Origin of the sequence: Gilliamella sp. Bif1-4, assembly GCF_001690535.1 — a bacterium.
GTDB lineage: Bacteria > Pseudomonadota > Gammaproteobacteria > Enterobacterales > Orbaceae > Gilliamella > Gilliamella bombi.
In genome coordinates, this window is the sequence record NZ_LZHC01000062.1 from 141,762 (window position 1) to 160,920 (window position 19,159).

Below are 19,159 nucleotides of genomic sequence, written 5' to 3' on the forward strand. Positions count from 1 at the left end.
CAGAAACAACATTTGCCCTTAATGCAACTCGGCCGGTTAAAAAGGTATGAGGATAAAGCTATAATGTCTAAAAAAAATCTCAATATACCAAACAATAAAACATACACACACTGGAGCGGTATATTTTCTATGACGCTATGCGTTTTTGTATTAATTGCTTCAGAATTTTTACCTGTAAGCCTGCTGACACCTATTGCCAGAGATTTACAAATTACCGATGGACAAGCAGGTCAAGGTATTGCTATATCAGGTATACTAGCAGTACTAACTAGTCTGACCATTCATAAATTTACAGGAAACTTAGATCGAAAACTACTGTTACTATTTTTTACGTTTTTAATGGCTTTATCCGGGCTAGTTATCGCTATCACATCCTATTACTTGGTTTATATTCTGGGAAGAGCACTGATTGGTATTGCTATCGGTGGATTCTGGTCAATGTCAGCTGCAACGGCCATTCGTTTGGTGCCACACCATCAAGTACCTAAGGCTCTAGCTATTTTCAATGGCGGTAATGCTCTTGCGACAATTATAGCCGCACCACTGGGAAGCTACTTAGGAGAAACAATAGGCTGGCGTGGAGCATTTATTTGTATCATTCCCCTTGCTATTTTTGCATTTATTTGGCAATGCATTAGCCTGCCTACTATGAAAACCTATAAAGAAAATCAACCTAACAAGCCTATGCTTCAACTGCTAAAAAAACCAATTCTATCTATAGGCTTACTGGCGTGTGGATTATTTTTCATGGGACAGTTTACTTTATTCACCTATGTGCGCCCTTTTCTAGAAACAGTGACTAAGGTAGATAATTTTAATCTATCTTTAATTTTACTTGCTATAGGTGTCGCTGGTTTTATTGGAACAATGGTAATTACAACCTTTCTGAAAACTAAACTCTATCAAACACTAATGATGATTTCTTTACTAATGACTGTCATTATCATAGGTTTATTTTTAACTAGAAGTCACATCTGGACTGTAGCTACTTTATTCAGTTTATGGGGATTGTTTGCTACGGCCGCACCAACTGGATGGTGGGCATGGATAGCACAAACATTACCCAAAGACGCAGAAATTGGTGGAGGACTAATGGTTGCAGTAATTCAATCATCAATTGCAATAGGTTCAACGATAGGCGGATTGTTATTTGATTATCTGGGATGGCAAAGCAATTTTGCACTAAGTGGTATATTATTAATTGGTTCGATAATAGCAACGTCTATTGTATTTTATAAAAATAAAACAGAAGGTTAGATAAATTATTTCTCTAATAATCTTTTAGGCTCTATTTTATCTTATCAGTTGATAAAAGATACCTTAAAGGACAATTCGAGAGTCATAATAACAGTCTACTGGAAAAGATTGCTAAAAAAGCATTATAAGTCATCATTTAACTAAATCATAACGAGATATTACTATGCCAAAATTAATTACTAGAATGTATAAAAAACTGAATATTATTAACAACAATATTCGACATTTAATTACATAGGTCTATTATATAATTTGCTAACAGTTAAAAATGTAAAGAAAGCTTATGATTAAAACAAAACATCAACGACTCTAATAAAAAACCAAATTGATGATATTTTATCTATCCGATATAATAGGCCATTAAAAATCATTGACGTATCGAAATAGCTTTATATAATACACAACATCTAAATAAGAAACCTATCTAAGTCTCCTTAGCTCAGCTGGATAGAGCAACGGCCTTCTAAGCCGTAGGTCACAGGTTCGAATCCTGTAGGGGACGCCATTAAAATCAACGATTTAAATCAATTTCTAATGTTTTATAAAATTTAACTGCTTAAGTATCTATTCTGTTGCTATTAGAACAATTAAGAAAATAATTATTTGTAACTCAGTTTATTAATAATCATAACAAATTAACACTTTACTTATTATGATAACAATAAACTACACACTACCAATTTACATACGCATGTCGCCCGAAGATTACGAAAATGAAATTACGGGCCGAATGCTACATTATCAATAGCGACGACGAGCACAATTATGTATTCTATCAAACAGCAAAAATGCTATACGATATCGCTGATTTTGTGATGCTACATGATGCTGTTGAGTATTGTAAGTTGAAGATTGATATGTGATAAAGATTAAAATTTAGTGTATTAAATAGTAACTACAGAAACAACATCAGCGATCCTGTAGTTATAAATACCTTATTTTACAATAATTTGTTTTATTATAAACGATCTCAACAATCTACAAGAAAAATATAAAATTACCGCAAAAACAACGCTAATAATAATTGATAAAACAAATATTAATACAACATTCATATCTAAAAATACTGAGTATTTTTTTAAACAAAACATTAGTGAAATATGTGATAAGTACAGTATATACGATATATCCCCAATTTTTTCTAGAACTGATTAGATAAAAATCGTAAGAAAAATTCTTTTTTATAAAAGAGTAATATTATAATAAACGTAAATGCGAAATAGATATTGAAATCGTGAAAACTCCCTTTTTTGCTACTACACAGTAGCATCAATAGCCCTGCAATAGACAGTAACTCTAAAAAAATTAGAATGCAATGGATCTTTTTTTTGTTTATACAGTTCCAATCATTTTTATTTATATAATCCGCAATCATGTAAGCAAAAATACCTACCGATAGGCCTAAAAAACCTCTTACCACTCCCTGTGATAAAAAACCTAATACCGTTGGTACAGAATAACCTGAAACTGCACCTGCGTTTGATGTTAAAAAAAATAGACACGAAAATGATAATAATGGAATATATAATTGAAGCGCTTTTTCTTTAAAAAAATACATTAATGCATACAAAAAACAACTAACCCAAAATAGGACAACAACGTACCAAGCCCCCAGTAACATTGTCTGAATTCCGCTAACATCAGTAACCATAATAAAATTCAAAAAAAATGCTTTAGCGCTACCCATGTCAACTTTTAAACATCTCATTAAAATAAATAATGAAATCATACAAAATAAATATTCTGGATACAGCCGTTTTATTCTAGATATAAAAAAATCTATTAACCCTGTAGGGTTTTCTGTGTATAGCGATTTTAAATAAAACGATCTGGCCAGCAAGAAACCAGACAAAACAAAAAAACAGTCAACAGCCAAGTGAGCCGATCTAAAATATTTATATCCTGTTTCATTAGCTAATATTCCTTGAGTGTGAAATAAGCAAATAAACAAGGCCAACAAAAATCTTAAACTATTAAAAGAAGTTATATTATTCATCGTAATATTTACATAAAATTAAAGTGTCAAAATATTAAGTCATTCATAATATTAACTCAAGCGTTTGTTTTATTGACCGTGTTATAAAAACTAAATCTGATCAGAACATCTATAATTACTGTGGTTTTTCTGGCCAATCGATATCTGGCGCAGTATCAACGTCAACACGATTTAATAACGCACGATATTTTTTCCATACTGCGCACAATGCTTTTTCTTCATCAGTTGCTATTTCTGTGTCGATTGCATCTTGTAGATAATCAATTTGCGTAGTTGCTTCGCTTAATAGCTGTTTTTTCTGTGCTGTTGCTACAGCTATGTAATGCTGATGCTGTTTGTTTTCATCTAACACCCACGCTTCACCGTTCCAGTTATCAAATTCGGAGTTTGGTTTTAACAGAGTGTAATTACTTGGAATATCGCCAATTTCTGTTACTGTTGATTCTGCACCATTTTCTATTGAGTAGATTTTTTTACCGCAATGATCGGCCGGGTATGTCCATTTGTCGCTTTCTAAACCGCTTGTGCAGCGGTGAACAATAATGTCTATATAAAAAACTTAGGTAACGTTTTCTAAACCGCTTGTGCAGCGGTGAACGGCAAGACCCAGAGGTCCGTTACATGCAAAATTTTCTAAACCGCTTGTGCAGCGGTGAACTAGATTATATCAAACATAGCCTTTTGTTTTAACTAAAATTTAACCATTTCTCCGAAAATGACCCTTTTTTCTGGTGCTTAAATTAATCTATATTTTTCAATGAATTAAAAAAGCGATTAAAAAAAGGGTTGTTTAGTTTACTCTCAAAAACATCAAAAAACTTTAATAAAATCAATATCTTTCCTGACGGTTTTTTTGGTGAAAATATGAAAATTCATCTATAAAATCAACGCCGATTTAGCAGCCCCGTAGTCTTTGTTCTTTCATAATCTGCGCACGGATAGCTTGCTCAATGTTTTTAGCTAGTTGCTGTCCGTCTTGTTCTGACATGCTGCCATTTCCGTCTAGATGAATCGGTGTATTAAATGTCATGTTTATTACTGAACCTCCACCTTTACCAGAAGTGATTTGGCGATTGCTTAATACTTGCCCGTTTTCACCAGGTATTAAATACTGTTTACCGCCTGCTACCAAGATTTCAAGTTTTCCTCCCTCGCCAACACGGTACATTGAGTTAACATCTACGGGACCACCATTTTTACGCGCACCAGCTATACCCAACGCTTTATAGCCGTTGCGTATGCCTCTGCGCCTATCGCTGCTGCTGCGCCTTGTGTGGCAATAGATGCGTTCATTGCCGCCGGTTCATATGCTAAAGCTAGCGTCTGAGCTTCAAGTACTTGAGCTGCGGTCGTTGCTGCCGAAGTTGTTTTAGCGACAATTGCGTTCTTGACGTATTGCATACCCATTTGAACAAGTGATCCGATAGCTTCGTTCAAAATCACATTAGCAAAGTTCTGCATTGCTTGTGTTGCTGTCATTGTGCCAGACATCAGTCCCGATATCGTACTTGTCGCACTACTTGCTAATCCCTCAAGTGATGACGCTAAAAACTCGTTAGCATCACTCTGATTTCGCCATATTTCCCACTGTGCATTTATCCTATTTTGCTCATACTGATGATTAGCCGCTTCACGCAATGCTATTGCGTTTTCTTCGGTGATCCATTTCTGCTTTTCAAACTCTTGAATCAAAGCAAGTTTTCTATCATTTTCATTTTTAAGGGCTTGGACTGGGTCAATTTGTGCTACAGCGTCGTCAATTTTAGATACAACAGCTTCAGACTTAATTTTAGCCATGTTGATTTGATGCTGTTTTTCTACTTGTTCAAGTTTAGCGTTGTATTCTTCTTGAGTTTTTATTTCACCTAGCTTTTGTAATTTATCCAATGAATCCTTAGACTTTTTATAAGCATCATTTTCAGCTTCAATCGGGCTTTTTAATGAACCAAGTTCTTTATAAGCTTGTGATGCTTCGATTAGCTTTCTAAGCTCTTCAGTTTGTTTCGCTGTAACTTTGCTACCCATTTTTTGAGTAATAGCAAGTAATTCAGATTCAACAGTAAGCCCTTGAGCCTCAAGTTTAGCAACTTCCAACTTATCGCTAAGTTCTTTGATTTCCTCTGCGTATGATTTTGTTGTGCCTCGCCCGCTTTTTTTACTAGCGTTTAGCTTTTCGTTTTCAGCTGATAATGATTTTAATAGCGCTATCAGCGGCTGTAATGCAGCAGCTTGATCATTTGATAGCTTAGTAAAGTTAGTTTGTCCAAGATCCAGCGCCATTAGATCTTCTCGATATTCGTTAGCACTATCGCCCAAAGCTGAATAAAGTCCGTCAAGTACAAATGCCGCTTCACTATTTTTTTTGGCTTTCAACTGAGCAATATCAAGTTCCTTGGATAAGCTTGCTAATTTTTTATCTATTTCTGATTGCGATACTTTATCCCAACTTTTTGATAGATTTTTGTTTGCCTCGGTCGCTTCATTTGTTTTTTCGATTGCTCCCGATTCGATATCACTACGTGCTTTTTCTGCTTTTGCTAAATTTTCTTGAGATTTTTTTAGTTTATCACTTGCTTCTAGATATTTATTCTGAGCTTCATTTAAACCCTCTTGTGATGTAAATATGCTGTTCAGTGCGCCTGCGGCTCGACGTTTGTATTGCTCATACTCAGCTTTTAACTCTTTAACAGCAACAATTTGCCAGTCAATACTTTCTTTTGTTTTATCAAAAAAAACTTTTAATCTTGATAGCTCAAGTTGTTTTTGCTCTTGATTTAAAGATTTGTATTTTTCTCGTAACTGATCTACTTTGTCGCCGGGTTCTAATGATTTTTGCTTAGCTTCATCAATTTTACTTGACCACATTGATAGTGCACCAGCTGCGAGGAATAGCATACCAGCGGGTCCACCAAGTAACGCCATAGCTGAACGCAAGCCATTAGCCGCGAAAGACGTTGCTTTCATTGCTACATCAAGTCTTGCTTGCGCTGCTGTTTGCTGATTTGTAGCTGCAGTTAAGGCGTCAGTGTTAGCTTTTAACTGTTTTCTAATTGCGTTTCTAGTTTTTTCGGTTTGTGCTAGTTTTAGCTGTGCTGATAATGATTGTTGCACAGCTCTTAAGTGAACAAGCTCAGCTTGTGCTTGCTGTAGTGCTGCTTGCGCTGCCGCTTTTTCAGCTTGAGCAAGTTTTATATCATTAATCACTTTCTCAGCACCTTGCTTAGTCGCACTAGCTAATGGTGTGTGATGTATTTTCCTGCATAGATAGCAGCTAAAGCACCAACACCAGTCATCAAGATGTCAACATGTTGAGACATCAAAATCAACGAATCAACTAAAACTTTTGTTGCGCCAGTTGAGTTATTAAGCTCGCCCAAATATTTTTTTAAATTATTGGTAACACGGTTGATGCCGTCTTGTACCGTATTTCGCATGTTATCAGCAAGTGAATCCAGCTCAGCATTAGAATCTATAAGCGCATCGGTAAAAGTTTGCAATAGATAATTTACCGTCAGTGGCTAACTTACGTATTGCTCTGTTATTTTCTCAGCTTCTTTTGTTGATTTGGCGTTCTTTTTGAGGTAATTAGTTAATGTTCCTAAAACACTAGGCATATTACTAAATACCGTCATTGCCTCAACACCAGCAAGCTTACCTTTCATCTGCGCTTTGGTTAACGCGTTGATAGCTGATTCTGCACCGATTGCACTTGTTTTATTGATGGTCATCAAGTTAGATAGCGTATCAATATAAGATATCGTGCTTTGCGTGCTATAACCCAGCTCGCCCATAGAGTTAGAGAGAAGGATATATAGCTCATGCGCCAACAATTTGTACAAGCCCTGTATATCAGTGTAAGGATTGTTTTTGATGTAATCAGCTATTACTGAGACGTGATTATCAATTGATTCAATATCATTAACTACACCAATAACATCGACTAACGTGTAATACTCATTACCTAAATAAGCTTTCAGTATTGAACCACCATTAGGGCGAAATACAATGAATTTACTGCTTTTATTTTTTGTATCTCGCCACTTAAATATTGAACAGTAAATCCCTCAGTTAACCTTGCATTTTGGAGGTAATCAGCCACTCGAATATACATTTTCATATATGCAACTCTTTTCTCATCACCATGTCAATTGTTTCTCTCTCATCTTCAAAACCTTTATACAAGAACTCTTTTTTAGCTCTGGCTAATCTGAACTTCATCGGGCGATTAGGGTCATGAACATATGCTGCATAATTAGCCGTATAACCAACTCGACCAATCAAATGACTACCGTTAAAAACCACTTCACGATATTGACTATTGATTAAATTAGAGGTATCACCGACTGGCGTGTAGGTTGCTGCTCGTCCTCCACCAATTATTAATACCGAATGAATAGCTCTTACCGCTCTGCGGCTTTGAACGTCACCAACAATTTTATTTAATTGGTTAATACACTCATTGATGCCTGTTACTTTGACCTTAACCGCCATCCTAAACTCCTGTTATAAGCGCATAATCATCAGCTATTCGTTCAAATGTATCCGCATATCGAATAATATGCTTGATTTCGTCTGCTCCAGCTTTTATTGGGTCTACCTCTAACGACTCGCCAACTAGAATAAAATCCCCCTGATTGGCTTGTGAATATTCAGTCCAAAACGTGTTTTTGATAACAAATCCACTACCGATATCCCCAAGTTTTAACGCTGAATCAAAACCGTAATCACAATAAATTAACTCTGGAGGATGAAATATTTTTTTACCATATTCATTCTCACCATAAACACGCCAAAGCGTTGCCTTAGCGGTATACGCCCAATTCGCTGTATTACTCATCCCTACCTCCAACAACTAAAAAAATGTTTTTTTTGAGCATGAAATGCCCAGACAATCAGTACAGCCGTGGACATCAAGATTTTTTAGCAATGAGTACATGGATTTAAAACCCACGTCATCATATTTAAATGACCTTGACGCACCGCTTGGTGCTGATTGTGATGCGATTTTTCTTGCTCCTTGCATTTGAGCCAGTAAACAAGCTGAGTAAATCAGTATCAAAAGCTGGTCGGCTTCTGAATAATTATGAGCAACCAAGCAATCACTGATTGAATTCACCTTATTAAGGATTGCGTTAATAACAATGCTCGGTACAGAACAACCAAGCTCTGATAACATTTGATTAACGTCTTCTGCGGTTACCTGTACCGACATGATTATTTACCCTTTTTCTTTTTGTCTGCTTCAACTTCAACAGATTGCTGCTCTAACACAATTACACGCCCAATAAAAGCAGTAGGAATGTCTGTAGCGTGGAACTCATGTCCAATAGGTAGTTCAGTTACCGCACCATCAATGCGGCCGAAACAGCCGCGTTTAGTTACCCGTAATTTCATCAACTACCCCCTAGCGTTAAAGACTTTGCTTTTACCATTAAAGTCACGCTTGATTTGCAAGCCAAACGCTGACCAAACCAGTGTTTGATAGTTGTCATGTGGGTTGATTCGTTGCTTCATGAACGAGCCAATCGGCGCAGCAATACGGGTTTTAATGTACTGAGCATTACGAACGTAACCAATGAAGTGGTTGCCTTTTAACTCAAATGTTTTAGTGAATGAACCAATGTGCGCTGAGTAACGTAAAATATAGTCTTTTACTGTCCCCTCTTTAAATCCATTTGAATTAGAGTAAGGAAGATTTAAACGGCGCTCAATTTCAGGAGAGATAAAGACTTTTAATTGTTCTGACACTAAATTAGCATCAAGAATGACAACAAAGTCTTTTGTGAAGAAATTAATAATATCGTCGTTACTTGTGGCTGTTGATGTTAAGTCAATATTCAAACCAGACGCACTTAAATCCACTTGATTGGTGTGCGGATGATTAGTAATGCCTTTACCCTCAAAGTTTTGTACTTTTGGCGTGGCCGCACCTTGTTTGTCTGGTAGTATTGCGACATGATCAAACTTCATGTTTCGAGCTATTGACTTGTACCGTTTGCCTTTTGATGTGCCTGATTGATTATCAGGTGTGTAGGTTAGCCCTGTTGATACATGAATTGGTGTGGTGTTTTTCCCACTCATCATGTCATCAAGCCGATTCACAAGCATTCGCCCCTTTTCGGTACTTTCAGCAAATTTTCTATCGATATAGGCATCCATTAACACCTTATCGTTAGATTTGCGAACATTTCTGCCCCAAGCACCAATATAGAAGTTATTAATAGCCTGCGGATTTAACGCCGAAACATTCTCGTTATTTATTCGTGGGTGGTCTAACGGCATTAAATTATCATTCAATGTCATGTACGATTTGTTAATTTCATCTGCCGGATAGAAAATTCCGTTCATGACAATATCATCCACGATAGGGACCACATCATTGATAACAATGTGCTCTTTCCCGTCAATGATTTGCGTTGATATTTTGGATTTACTATTAACGACAGATAAAACATTTACACTTTTAAGTGTCATGCTTTACCTCGTGTTTATTTTAGATGTAAAAAAAACCGCCGAAGCGGTTTGGGTGATTGGGTTATGAATGTCTTTTCACAAAAAGAGATTCAGCAAAACTGGCCAGCATAAATTTTTCAGTTTCATTATCTGTCTGCTCAATTATTTTCTCCAATTGTTCTTCTGCATCATCTGGAAGCGGTGATGTGTTAACCAATCGAGAAGCTTGCTCTATTAATGATTTAAATTTTTTCATTTCACACCTTTGTCTAATGATTCAAAAAATTTAAATAATTCTGGATATAAACGTTTTTTTGCTTCAACTGGATTTTCAATATACAACGAAAATGACTCAGCTACAAACTCCATTTTATTACGTTGAGCGTACCTGCTAATTGCGTGCGCCCAACCACGATCCCACGCTTTCCAGATGATATCATCAATTTCCTCTCGATAATGATAATGCAATGCATGTCCCATTTCGTGGGCATAAATGCCTCTTGGCGTGGATACCGCACTCCACGGCATATAATCCATTTCGTGAATTATTTTAGCTAATTGCTCATTCTTACCTTTGATGGCTATCAGCATAGAACTTCGCTTATACCCTTTCGTTTTGCTATGTAAATCAGATTCTAGCAAAGCCTTTTTGTCAACGCTGTCTGATGTAATCATAGCCGTTGACCTGCTGGATTAAGTTGTTGGCGTGGTCGTAATCAAAGCATTTATCTATCAGCGGTGAGGCGTGGTTACTCTGATGGTTAAAATTTGGATTAGCAAGAACTGTGGGTATCAGCCAAATGTAGCAAAATTCGGTGTCTTATTTACCTATTTGTTAATGCCTTTAAACCTTTTTCCAATATCTTTGTATTGTGAACATCCCCTCCACGATCTAGATAGGCAGACCATTTAGGAAAATACTGATCAAATAAAAGCCTACCGACCTTAGTAAAATCAGAATTATACAAAGCGAAATCATCTTCCTTTAGGCTACCATCTTCCTTAAAGGGGTCGACTGTAATTAAATTATTCTCTTTAAAAAAGGTCATTAATACTGTTGCTAGATCAGTTACTTGCTTACGATAACTTAAAGTTTTATTGGCTTTTAAAAGGTCTGAATAACTAAATCTTCTTACATTCAATATATTTAAACCATATTTCAATATTTCTGTATTATGGACATCGCCACCATTATCTATATAGGCAGACCATTTTGGAACATACTGTTCAAATAAAAGCCTACCGAACTCCGTAAAATCAGAATTATACAAAGCGAAATTATCTTTCTTTAGGCTACCATCTTCGTTAAAGGGGTCGACTGTAATTAAATGATTCTCTTTAAAAAAGGTCATTAATACTGTTGCCATATCAGTTACTTGGTTACGATAAGTTAAATCTTCACTTTTTTCTAAAAGTGCTGAATAACTAAATCTTTTTATGTTCATATCTTTACAACTCCTTCTATTCTAAACGTATTATTTTAGATATATTATCAGAAAGTTTTATCAACGCTTTGGTTTTGGGATGACGCACAAAAACACCACCAGCTTCTCGAATAGCCACTTCTTTTGCTATTTGAATATCCTTAAGTGCGTTTTTACTTGTTACTTCGATTCCTAAATCTGAAACCTCTCAAATGAGAGGTTTTTAATTTAAAAAATTAAAGGTTTTTTATTGCGGTATATTGCTCTTGCAGTTTGGCTTTATCGTCAATATAACATTGTTGCTTTTCCTTTTCTTTCGCTACTACTGCTGCTGGTGCTTTATCAACAAAGCTAGCATTAGATAATTTATTTTTAATACGAGAAATTTCGCCATTAATTCGTTCTATTTCTTTTTCTAAACGCGCAAGTTCATTTTCTTTATTAATTAATCCAGCCATCGGGATAAGCAATTCAGCACCATCCACCAGTTTAGTGACAGATAGTGGTCCAGTTTCACCCTCATCAAGTAAAACAATTTCGGATAATCTTGCTAGTGATTCAATAAAGTTGATATTGTCACTAATAATTCGATGTACCGTTGGTGAGGCCTTTCTAATTAGTAATTGTAATGGCTTGCTTGGTGTAATATTCATTTCTGCACGAATATTTCGCACTGCAATTACCACATCTTTTATCCAATTAATATCTGCTACCGCTTCGTCATTTACATATTGTTTATCAAAAGTAGGCATTGGCTGTAACATAATAGTGTCAGCCGTTATGTGCATTATCCCTTTTACATTTTGCCAAATTTCTTCCGTAATAAATGGAATAATTGGATGAGCTAGACATAATAGAGCCTCTAATACTGTCACTAACGTATGACGAGCTGCACGTTGCTGTGATTGTTCGCCATTGGTTAAAATCGATTTGGTTAACTCTAAATACCAGTCACAAAATTGGTTCCAAGTAAATTCATATAAAATATTTGCAGCTAAATCAAATCGGTAGGTATCAAATGCTTCACGGTAAGATTTAACGGTTTGGTTAAATTCAGCTAAAATCCATTTATCAGCAAGTGAATAATCTAAATCTCCACCATTGAATCCGCAATCGTGCCCTTCTGAATTGATTAATACATAACGGCTAGCATTCCAAAGTTTGTTACAGAAGTTTCGATAACCTTCTAATCGTTTTAGATCCCAATTGATATCTCGCCCTGTCGATGCTAAGGCAGCTAACGTAAAGCGTAATGCATCAGTACCATGAGCCTCAATGCCATTAGGAAATTGCTTTTGAGTTCGTTTAGCGATTTTTTCAGCTAATTGAGGTTGCATCATATTACCCGTGCGTTTTTCTAATAGTCCGGGTAGTGAGATGCCGTCAATCATATCTAAAGGATCAATTACGTTTCCTTTAGATTTTGACATTTTTTGCCCTTCTTCATCACGAATTAAGCCTGTAACATACACGGTTTTAAAAGGAACTTGTGGTTTACCTTGCTCATCTTTAATAAAGTGCATGGTCATCATGATCATTCTGGCAACCCAGAAGAAAATGATGTCAAAACCAGTTACAAGCACATTCGTTGGGTGGAATGTGGCTAAATCATCAGTATTATTTGGCCAACCTAGCGTTGAAAACGTCCAAAGCGCTGATGAGAACCAAGTATCAAGCACGTCGTCGTCTTGTTTCAGTTCTATATCATCAGCAAGCTTATTTTCACGGCGAACCTCGGCTTCATCTCGACCAACATAAACATTACCTTGTTTATCATACCAAGCAGGAATACGGTGTCCCCACCATAATTGACGCGAAATACACCAATCTTGGATATCATTCATCCAAGAAAAATACATGTTTTCATACTGTTTTGGTACAAATTGGATATCGCCATTTTTTACAGCATCGATCGCAGGCTCGGCAAGCACTTTTGCACGCACATACCATTGATCAGTTAGCATAGGTTCAATAACAACGCCACCACGATCACCATAAGGAACAGTTAAATCATGAGGTTCAATTTTTTCTAAAATACCTAGTGATTCACATTCTGCCATAACCGCTTTACGGGCAGCAAAACGCTCTAGATTTTGGAATTGAGCAGGAATAGTAGGTTCGTAAGCATCACTTGGTTCGCCATTAGTATCAAACACTTCAGCTTGCTGACGAATATCACCATCAAAGGTTAAGATATTGATCATCGGTAATTGATGACGTCGCCCTACCTCATAGTCATTAAAATCATGAGCTGGCGTAATTTTTACGCACCCAGTACCTTTTGTCATATCAGCATGTTCATCACCAACAATAGGAATACGGCGATTAACAAATGGTAATATCACATATTGGCCAATCAAATCTTTATAGCGAGGATCTTCAGGATTAACCGCAACCCCTGTATCACCAAATAAGGTTTCTGGGCGAGTAGTTGCAACAACTAAATAATCTTTACCATCGGCTGTTCTGAGACCATCTGCTAATGGATAACGCAAATGCCACATTGAACCTTTAATTTCTCGGTTTTCAACCTCAAGATCTGAAATCGCTGTGCGTAATTTAGGGTCCCAATTAACTAAACGCTTGCCTCGATAGATAAGTTTTTCTTGATATAGTCGAACAAAAACTTCTTTTACTGCATTTGATAAACCTTCATCCATCGTGAATCGTTCACGATCCCAATCGACCGAATCCCCTAAACGACGCATCTGTTTTGTAATGCTACCGCCAGATTCAGCTTTCCATTGCCAAATTTTGTCAATAAAAGCATCACGACCATAATCATGGCGAGTTTTGTTTTCTTCAGCAGCAATTTTACGCTCTACTACCATTTGCGTTGCAATACCAGCATGATCGGTTCCTGATTGCCAAAGGGTATTATGCCCTTGCATACGATGATAACGAATTAAGGCATCCATAATTGTTTGTTGGAAAGCATGCCCCATATGTAAACTACCCGTTACATTTGGCGGTGGAATAGCAATACAATAACTTGGCTGTGATTTGTCACCATTAGGCTTAAAGTATCCGCTTTCTTCCCAATGTTGATAAATGGGTTGTTCAATTTCGTGTGGATTATAAGTTGTGTTTTTCATAATTAAAGCATCAATCCTGATCTAGGGCATAATAGAAAATAGCGTTTATTCTACAGTAAAATAGAAAAACAATAAATTAGCAGAACGATAATCTAAGTGGATTTAATTTATCTTTGACGATCTTATGTAAATATTGATAGTGATGAGTTCAAAATTCACCGTTTTAAAGTTAAAACGGTGAATTAAAAAAGCCAAATTATATGGTTAAAACAATAATTATTTTAATAGTCTCAGTAGGAAAAAATAGCTTTTATCTACCACTATATTGATAAATAAAATTATCAATCAATCGAGTTTTACCTATATACACGGCTAATGCACATAAGCTGTCTTGCTCAAGAGAGTCAACTGCTTTTAAGGTAGTTAAATCAACAAACTCAATATAGTCAATTTTAGCTAGCGATTGTTTTGCTATTACGTTATGCATAGCTTGGGTTATTGTAGCCACTGACTTTTCGCCTTGCTTAATTTGGTCTTTAGCAAATTCAATAGCCAGATATAAACAAACTGCAGCTGCACGTTCAACGTCTGATAAATAGCTATTGCGAGAGCTTTTGGCTAAACCATCCGCTTCACGTACAATTGGACAGCCTATAATATCAACATTAAAGTTTAAATCATCAACCATACGTTTAATCACCGCAAGTTGTTGAGCATCTTTTTGTCCAAAATAAGCACGGTCAGGTTGTGTGATATTAAATAATTTAGTTACTACCGTACACACACCTTTAAAATGACCAGGTCTTCTTTTGCCACAAAGCGCATCGGTTAAATCATTAACATCAACATAGCTATTGAAGTTAGCATCATACATTTCACTCGCTGATGGGCAAAAAATAAGATCGACTCCCATCTGCTCGCAGGCGATTTTATCTCGCTCAAGATCTTGAGGATAGCTAGCAAGGTCTTCTGAAGGACCAAACTGTATCGGATTAACAAAAATAGTAACAATAACTTTTTGATTATCTTTTTTAGCAGCTGCCATTAAACTTTGGTGGCCTTCATGTAAATAGCCCATAGTTGGCACAAGTCCAACACTGCAACCAGCTTGACGCCAAGCTTTGACTTGCTGACGCACTTGTTCAATAGTTGTTACAACCTTCATTTTAGTTACCCTTTATGCCCTATTGAAAACTCAGATTTAAGTTTTACTATTATTTCGTTATCAATTGCAAACTCATGCTCTGAAGCAGGAAATTGCTGTTCCTTCACTTCTTCACAATACTCAGAAAACGCTTTTTTCATTTGATCACCAATTGGTGCAAAAGATTTAACAAATTTTGATGAAATACCATCATACATAGACAGCATATCTTGATAAACAAGCACCTGCCCATCACAACCAGCCCCTGCACCAATACCAATAGTTGGAATACTAACTAATTCAGAAATATATTTAGCTAAATCGGCAGGAACACATTCAAGTAATATTGCAACCGCCCCCGCTTGCTCAACAGCTAATGCATCAAGAATAATATTTTTAGCATGTTGATATTCTTTGCCTTGAACTTTATAGCCACCTAAAGCAAGCACTGATTGAGGCATTAATCCAATGTGTGCAATAACAGGAATAGAAGCTTGTGTAATCATTTTAATATGTTCACAAAAAGCTTGCCCCCCTTCAAGTTTAACGGCTTGAGCTTGCCCTTCTTTAACTAAACGTCCAGCATTTAAAACAGCATCATATACCGAGGTGTGGTAAGACATAAAAGGTAAATCTGTGACAACAAAAGCCGTTTTAGCTGCTCTTGCAACGGCTTTAGAATAGTGAATCATATCTTCCATGGTTACCGATACAGTACTATCGTAGCCTAGCATTACCATGCCTAAAGAATCGCCAACCAACAAACAATCTACGCCACTTTCGTCCATCAATTTGGCAGTTGTATAATCATATGCCGTTAACATAGTAATTTTTTGTTTATTTTGTTTACGTTTTTGTAGTGTAAGGATAGTATTTTTCAAGGTAACAACTCCAATTCTAATTGTCGATAGTCCTTATTTGGATGTTTTTTACGACTAAGATTAACTAAAATTGAGGATAATTGCTTATACAACGGTTTAACATCAGTTGGTATGACAGCTAAATGCTCTTTTATTGTTTCAACATCAGCACGCTCAATCGGACCTGTTAAAGCGGCAATTGTCCCCTCTTTGCAAATATTTTTTGCATTATCTAAAAATAATCTATGCCAAGCTTGCTGACTAAATTCAGTATCAAGCTCACATTTTGTGAACAAGTCACCTCCTATTTGAGCTAATGCGATAACCTGATTGCTAAGCATTACACAAGCAGCATGATAAAGAGGCTTTTTATCAGCCGATAGTATCGCTATAGGGTTTTTCAATGGTTTTAGAAATTGTTGTAATTGAGAAATAACTCGTTCATTTACCTCAAGCGTAAAAAACACTTTTGACATAGCATGATAACAATCAAACCGATCATATATTGCATATAAAGGATGCAAAGAAAATGCGAAAGGATGAACCGCTTGATGAGATATAAATACGTTTGATGTTAATAATCCGCTACAATGACCAATCCATTTATTACTAATAGGTAACTGACAAAGTGATTGCCAAACAACGGCTATTTGATGATCTGGCACTGTCAAAAACAGACAATCACAATCTTTCACCAGCTCGTTTAACGTTGAATATGCCTGACTTTGAGTAAATTTACTTGCGACTTGGGCTTGCTCGTAAGATCGACTATAAAACCCAGCGACCTGCATACCACACAAAGAAAAATACTTAGCTAAAGTGCACCCAACTTTACCAGCACCAATAAAACCAATCATCATAATGATTATACATTTTTTATAATTGACTAATTATAGCTAAAAAAACAAAAACCAACCACTAATCAAGTCAAATTAATGGTTGGATTTTTTTAAGATTAGTTTTTATTTAAATATTTCCAAGTATTTGTGATACATTACGCATTGTTAACATAACAATTTCCATTTTTATTGATTTATTATAATTATCAAAATATTATAATATTTTTACCATGAATTCATTTATTTCATCTAAAAACAAATTACCATATTTTTCTAACTTAATTTTCCCTACGCCTGTAATGTTAATTAACTGCTTTTTACTTTCAGGTTTAGTTTGAACCATCTCAAGCAAAGTTGCATCACTAAAAACAATATATGGAGGAATATCTTCTGCATCAGCAATGTTTTTGCGTAATCGTTTAAGATTGTTAAATAAAATCCGTTCTTCGTATGATAAAATAGTTGTTAAATTAATTGCTCTTGCATATCGATTTATACGGCTTTTTTTGACAATTTCTAAACGAGGTTTGGCCAATGACAATGGTATTTCACTTCTAAGTATTAAACGCGCTTTTTGCGTTAATTGAAGGGTTGTATAGGTTGATATGTTTTGACTTAAATACCCCAAATAAATTAGCTGTCGAATAACACTAAGCCAATAATCTGATGAATGCTGCTTACCGATGCCATAAACTGATAACTTATCATGGCCATTTTCTTTAATTTGAGATCGCCCGGAACCACGTAACACATCAATAATATATTGAGCGCCATAATGCTGTTCTACACGATAAACACAAGATAAAACCTTTTGTGCATCAATTAAACCGTCATAAAGCTCTGGAGGATATAAACAAACATCGCAGTTATTACATGGTTCGGTCCTCTCTTCACCAAAATAATTAAGCAATACCGTACGCCGACAAGTCAAACTTTGTGCAAAAGCCTCCATCGCATTGATCTTTTGCAATTCTATATCTTGATGTTGACCATTCCTCTTTTCTATAACTTGTTGCTGATACCAATTAAGATCTTTACTATTAAATAGTAGTATAGCTTCAGCTGGCACACCGTCACGACCTGCTCGTCCTGTTTCTTGATAATAAGATTCAATCGTTCTTGGACAGTCCGCATGAACAACAAAGCGCACATTAGGTTTGTTAATTCCCATACCAAATGCAACGGTCGCTACAATAATTTGCACATTATCTTTTATAAAATCTTCCTGGGCCTGTTGGCGTTCATGATTAGTCAATCCAGCATGATAAGACTTAACAGAAAAACCACGAGATGCAAGTCTAGTGGTCATATATTCCACTCTAGAACGACTTGAACAATAAATAATTCCGCTATTGCCTTTTTGCGTCTCAATAAACGAAATAATTTGCTCAAATTGATTAAATTTTTCGACAACTGTATAACGAATATTCGGCCGATCAAAACTTCTCACTACAACCAACGGAGCAACCAGATTAAGTTGATGCATAATATCAGTTTGCGTCATCTTATCGGCAGTAGCGGTCAGTGCAACAATTGGTACTTTAGGAAAGCGAGTAGAAAGTTGTCCTAATTGCCGGTAATCAGGCCTAAAATCATGCCCCCATTGAGATATACAATGCGCCTCATCAATAGCTATTAATGAAGGAGGATATTCATCAATTAATGAAGAAAAAGAGTATACTGCCAATCTTTCAGGAGAAATATATAACAGTTTTATCGAATGATCCAAATATTGTTTGATAACTTTTTGTTGTTCTGTAGATGATTGTGAGGCATTAAGATAGGCAGCAGCAATACCATTAGCTAATAACTGATCAACCTGATCTTTCATCAAAGAAATTAACGGTGAAACAACTATTGCGGTTCCCGGTAATAAAACCGCAGGAATCTGATAACATAAAGATTTCCCTCCACCAGTTGGAATAATGGCTAAAGTATCACGTCCATCGATAATAGATTCAATAATTTCTTTTTGTTGATTTCGAAATGACTTGTAACCAAAAACATTTTGTAAAACATCTTCAATATGATCTTTTATTGACATACTAACCTAAACATATAAAACCCAACTTGGGCTAGCGAGTATAGCTAAATTAAAGTAAGCAAACCACTATCAATTTTCGAAAATTGGTAATTCAATCCCAAAAATAA

General features: G+C 35.9%; 21 protein-coding genes, 1 tRNA gene and 1 pseudogene. 3 read left to right on the forward strand and 20 right to left on the reverse strand.

Features of this window, described 5'->3' with window-relative positions:
* Positions 1-63: 63 nt before the first annotated feature.
* The 3 genes from A9G25_RS10195 (at position 64) to A9G25_RS12890 (ending at position 2,120) form a co-directional block, all read left to right on the forward strand.
* Complete coding sequence (locus A9G25_RS10195) at positions 64-1,257, forward strand: MFS transporter (protein WP_065626825.1); 1,194 nt, start codon at positions 64-66, stop codon at positions 1,255-1,257.
* 428 nt (positions 1,258-1,685) lie between these two features.
* Positions 1,686-1,762 (forward strand) — tRNA-Arg (locus A9G25_RS10200).
* Between the two features lie 208 nt (positions 1,763-1,970).
* Entirely contained in the window at positions 1,971-2,120 is a 150-nt protein-coding gene (locus tag A9G25_RS12890; RefSeq protein WP_176701118.1) for a hypothetical protein, read from the forward strand.
* Positions 2,121-2,398: 278 nt separating this feature from the next.
* On the opposite strand, the gene A9G25_RS10205 is transcribed toward A9G25_RS12890, so the two are convergent.
* The 20 genes and pseudogenes from A9G25_RS10205 to recQ form a co-directional block, all read right to left on the reverse strand.
* Complete coding sequence (locus A9G25_RS10205) at positions 2,399-3,253, reverse strand: acyltransferase family protein (protein WP_065626826.1); 855 nt, start codon at positions 3,251-3,253, stop codon at positions 2,399-2,401.
* Positions 3,254-3,368: 115 nt separating this feature from the next.
* Positions 3,369-3,803, reverse strand: coding sequence for a tail fiber assembly protein (locus tag A9G25_RS12435; protein ID WP_442903095.1), 435 nt, complete (start codon positions 3,801-3,803; stop codon positions 3,369-3,371).
* Positions 3,804-4,148: 345 nt separating this feature from the next.
* Positions 4,149-4,472, reverse strand: a complete 324-nt coding sequence (locus A9G25_RS10210) for a hypothetical protein (RefSeq protein WP_065626827.1) — start codon at positions 4,470-4,472, stop codon at positions 4,149-4,151.
* Positions 4,463-6,457, reverse strand: coding sequence for a hypothetical protein (locus A9G25_RS10215; protein WP_065626828.1), 1,995 nt, complete (start codon positions 6,455-6,457; stop codon positions 4,463-4,465). Before A9G25_RS10215 ends, A9G25_RS10210 begins: the two co-directional genes overlap by 10 nt.
* 29 nt (positions 6,458-6,486) lie before the next feature.
* On the reverse strand, positions 6,487-6,750 hold the full coding sequence (locus A9G25_RS10220) for a hypothetical protein (RefSeq protein WP_065626829.1): 264 nt from the start codon (positions 6,748-6,750) through the stop codon (positions 6,487-6,489).
* A 21-nt stretch (positions 6,751-6,771) separates the two neighbouring features.
* Positions 6,772-7,080, reverse strand: a complete 309-nt coding sequence (locus A9G25_RS10225; RefSeq protein ID WP_141675078.1) for a tape measure protein — start codon at positions 7,078-7,080, stop codon at positions 6,772-6,774.
* A gap of 30 nt (positions 7,081-7,110) precedes the next feature.
* Positions 7,111-7,314: pseudogene (locus A9G25_RS13435) on the reverse strand (phage tail termination protein); the annotation flags it as partial.
* Between the two features lie 52 nt (positions 7,315-7,366).
* Positions 7,367-7,744, reverse strand: coding sequence for a hypothetical protein (locus A9G25_RS10230; RefSeq protein ID WP_065626831.1), 378 nt, complete (start codon positions 7,742-7,744; stop codon positions 7,367-7,369).
* Between the two features lies 1 nt (position 7,745).
* The gene (locus tag A9G25_RS10235) at positions 7,746-8,090 is read right to left on the reverse strand and encodes a hypothetical protein (protein WP_065626832.1); all 345 of its coding nucleotides are present in this window, start codon (positions 8,088-8,090) and stop codon (positions 7,746-7,748) included.
* A gap of 15 nt (positions 8,091-8,105) precedes the next feature.
* On the reverse strand, positions 8,106-8,465 hold the full coding sequence (locus A9G25_RS10240; RefSeq protein ID WP_065626833.1) for a DUF7370 family protein: 360 nt from the start codon (positions 8,463-8,465) through the stop codon (positions 8,106-8,108).
* Between the two features lie 2 nt (positions 8,466-8,467).
* The gene (locus A9G25_RS10245) at positions 8,468-8,647 is read right to left on the reverse strand and encodes a hypothetical protein (RefSeq protein WP_065626834.1); all 180 of its coding nucleotides are present in this window, start codon (positions 8,645-8,647) and stop codon (positions 8,468-8,470) included.
* Positions 8,648-8,650: 3 nt separating this feature from the next.
* Positions 8,651-9,727, reverse strand: coding sequence for a major capsid protein (locus A9G25_RS10250; RefSeq protein WP_065626835.1), 1,077 nt, complete (start codon positions 9,725-9,727; stop codon positions 8,651-8,653).
* A 61-nt stretch (positions 9,728-9,788) separates the two neighbouring features.
* The gene (locus A9G25_RS12895; protein ID WP_176700375.1) at positions 9,789-9,962 is read right to left on the reverse strand and encodes a hypothetical protein; all 174 of its coding nucleotides are present in this window, start codon (positions 9,960-9,962) and stop codon (positions 9,789-9,791) included.
* Positions 9,959-10,381 (reverse strand): hypothetical protein, encoded by a 423-nt coding sequence (locus A9G25_RS10255; RefSeq protein ID WP_065626836.1) that lies wholly within the window; start codon positions 10,379-10,381, stop codon positions 9,959-9,961. Before A9G25_RS10255 ends, A9G25_RS12895 begins: the two co-directional genes overlap by 4 nt.
* Positions 10,382-10,530: 149 nt before the next feature.
* Positions 10,531-11,151 carry a hypothetical protein gene (locus A9G25_RS13110; RefSeq protein ID WP_218057606.1) on the reverse strand — a complete coding sequence of 207 codons (621 nt, stop codon included), beginning with the start codon at positions 11,149-11,151 and terminating at the stop codon, positions 10,531-10,533.
* Positions 11,152-11,366: 215 nt separating this feature from the next.
* A complete protein-coding gene (locus A9G25_RS10265; protein ID WP_065626837.1) occupies positions 11,367-14,225 on the reverse strand; it encodes a valine--tRNA ligase in 2,859 nt (952 codons plus the stop codon).
* Positions 14,226-14,475: 250 nt separating this feature from the next.
* Positions 14,476-15,330: a pantoate--beta-alanine ligase gene (gene panC, locus A9G25_RS10270; protein ID WP_065626838.1), complete on the reverse strand. Its 855-nt coding sequence runs from the start codon at positions 15,328-15,330 to the stop codon at positions 14,476-14,478.
* A 5-nt stretch (positions 15,331-15,335) separates the two neighbouring features.
* Positions 15,336-16,190: a 3-methyl-2-oxobutanoate hydroxymethyltransferase gene (panB, locus tag A9G25_RS10275; RefSeq protein WP_065626839.1), complete on the reverse strand. Its 855-nt coding sequence runs from the start codon at positions 16,188-16,190 to the stop codon at positions 15,336-15,338.
* Entirely contained in the window at positions 16,187-17,029 is an 843-nt protein-coding gene (locus A9G25_RS10280) for a Rossmann-like and DUF2520 domain-containing protein (RefSeq protein WP_065626840.1), read from the reverse strand. The genes panB and A9G25_RS10280 overlap by 4 nt, the downstream gene beginning before the upstream one ends.
* Before the next feature lie 193 nt (positions 17,030-17,222).
* Entirely contained in the window at positions 17,223-19,052 is a 1,830-nt protein-coding gene (gene recQ / locus A9G25_RS10285; RefSeq protein WP_065626841.1) for a DNA helicase RecQ, read from the reverse strand.
* Between the last annotated feature and the right edge of the window lie 107 nt (positions 19,053-19,159).

Excerpts from the sequence above, each read along its gene's own strand:
- A9G25_RS10195 (WP_065626825.1), top strand. The coding sequence starts at position 64 with ATGTCTAAAAAAAATCTCAATATACCAAACAATAAAACATACACACAC.
- A9G25_RS12890 (WP_176701118.1), top strand. The coding sequence starts at position 1,971 with ATGAAATTACGGGCCGAATGCTACATTATCAATAGCGACGACGAGCAC.
- A9G25_RS10205 (WP_065626826.1), bottom strand. The coding sequence starts at position 3,253 with ATGAATAATATAACTTCTTTTAATAGTTTAAGATTTTTGTTGGCCTTG.
- A9G25_RS10230 (WP_065626831.1), bottom strand. The coding sequence starts at position 7,744 with ATGGCGGTTAAGGTCAAAGTAACAGGCATCAATGAGTGTATTAACCAA.
- A9G25_RS10235 (WP_065626832.1), bottom strand. The coding sequence starts at position 8,090 with ATGAGTAATACAGCGAATTGGGCGTATACCGCTAAGGCAACGCTTTGG.
- A9G25_RS10240 (WP_065626833.1), bottom strand. The coding sequence starts at position 8,465 with ATGTCGGTACAGGTAACCGCAGAAGACGTTAATCAAATGTTATCAGAG.
- A9G25_RS10245 (WP_065626834.1), bottom strand. The coding sequence starts at position 8,647 with ATGAAATTACGGGTAACTAAACGCGGCTGTTTCGGCCGCATTGATGGT.
- A9G25_RS10250 (WP_065626835.1), bottom strand. The coding sequence starts at position 9,727 with ATGACACTTAAAAGTGTAAATGTTTTATCTGTCGTTAATAGTAAATCC.
- A9G25_RS12895 (WP_176700375.1), bottom strand. The coding sequence starts at position 9,962 with ATGAAAAAATTTAAATCATTAATAGAGCAAGCTTCTCGATTGGTTAAC.
- A9G25_RS10255 (WP_065626836.1), bottom strand. The coding sequence starts at position 10,381 with ATGATTACATCAGACAGCGTTGACAAAAAGGCTTTGCTAGAATCTGAT.
- A9G25_RS13110 (WP_218057606.1), bottom strand. The coding sequence starts at position 11,151 with ATGAACATAAAAAGATTTAGTTATTCAGCACTTTTAGAAAAAAGTGAA.
- A9G25_RS10265 (WP_065626837.1), bottom strand. The coding sequence starts at position 14,225 with ATGAAAAACACAACTTATAATCCACACGAAATTGAACAACCCATTTAT.
- panC (WP_065626838.1), bottom strand. The coding sequence starts at position 15,330 with ATGAAGGTTGTAACAACTATTGAACAAGTGCGTCAGCAAGTCAAAGCT.
- A9G25_RS10280 (WP_065626840.1), bottom strand. The coding sequence starts at position 17,029 with ATGATGATTGGTTTTATTGGTGCTGGTAAAGTTGGGTGCACTTTAGCT.
- recQ (WP_065626841.1), bottom strand. The coding sequence starts at position 19,052 with ATGTCAATAAAAGATCATATTGAAGATGTTTTACAAAATGTTTTTGGT.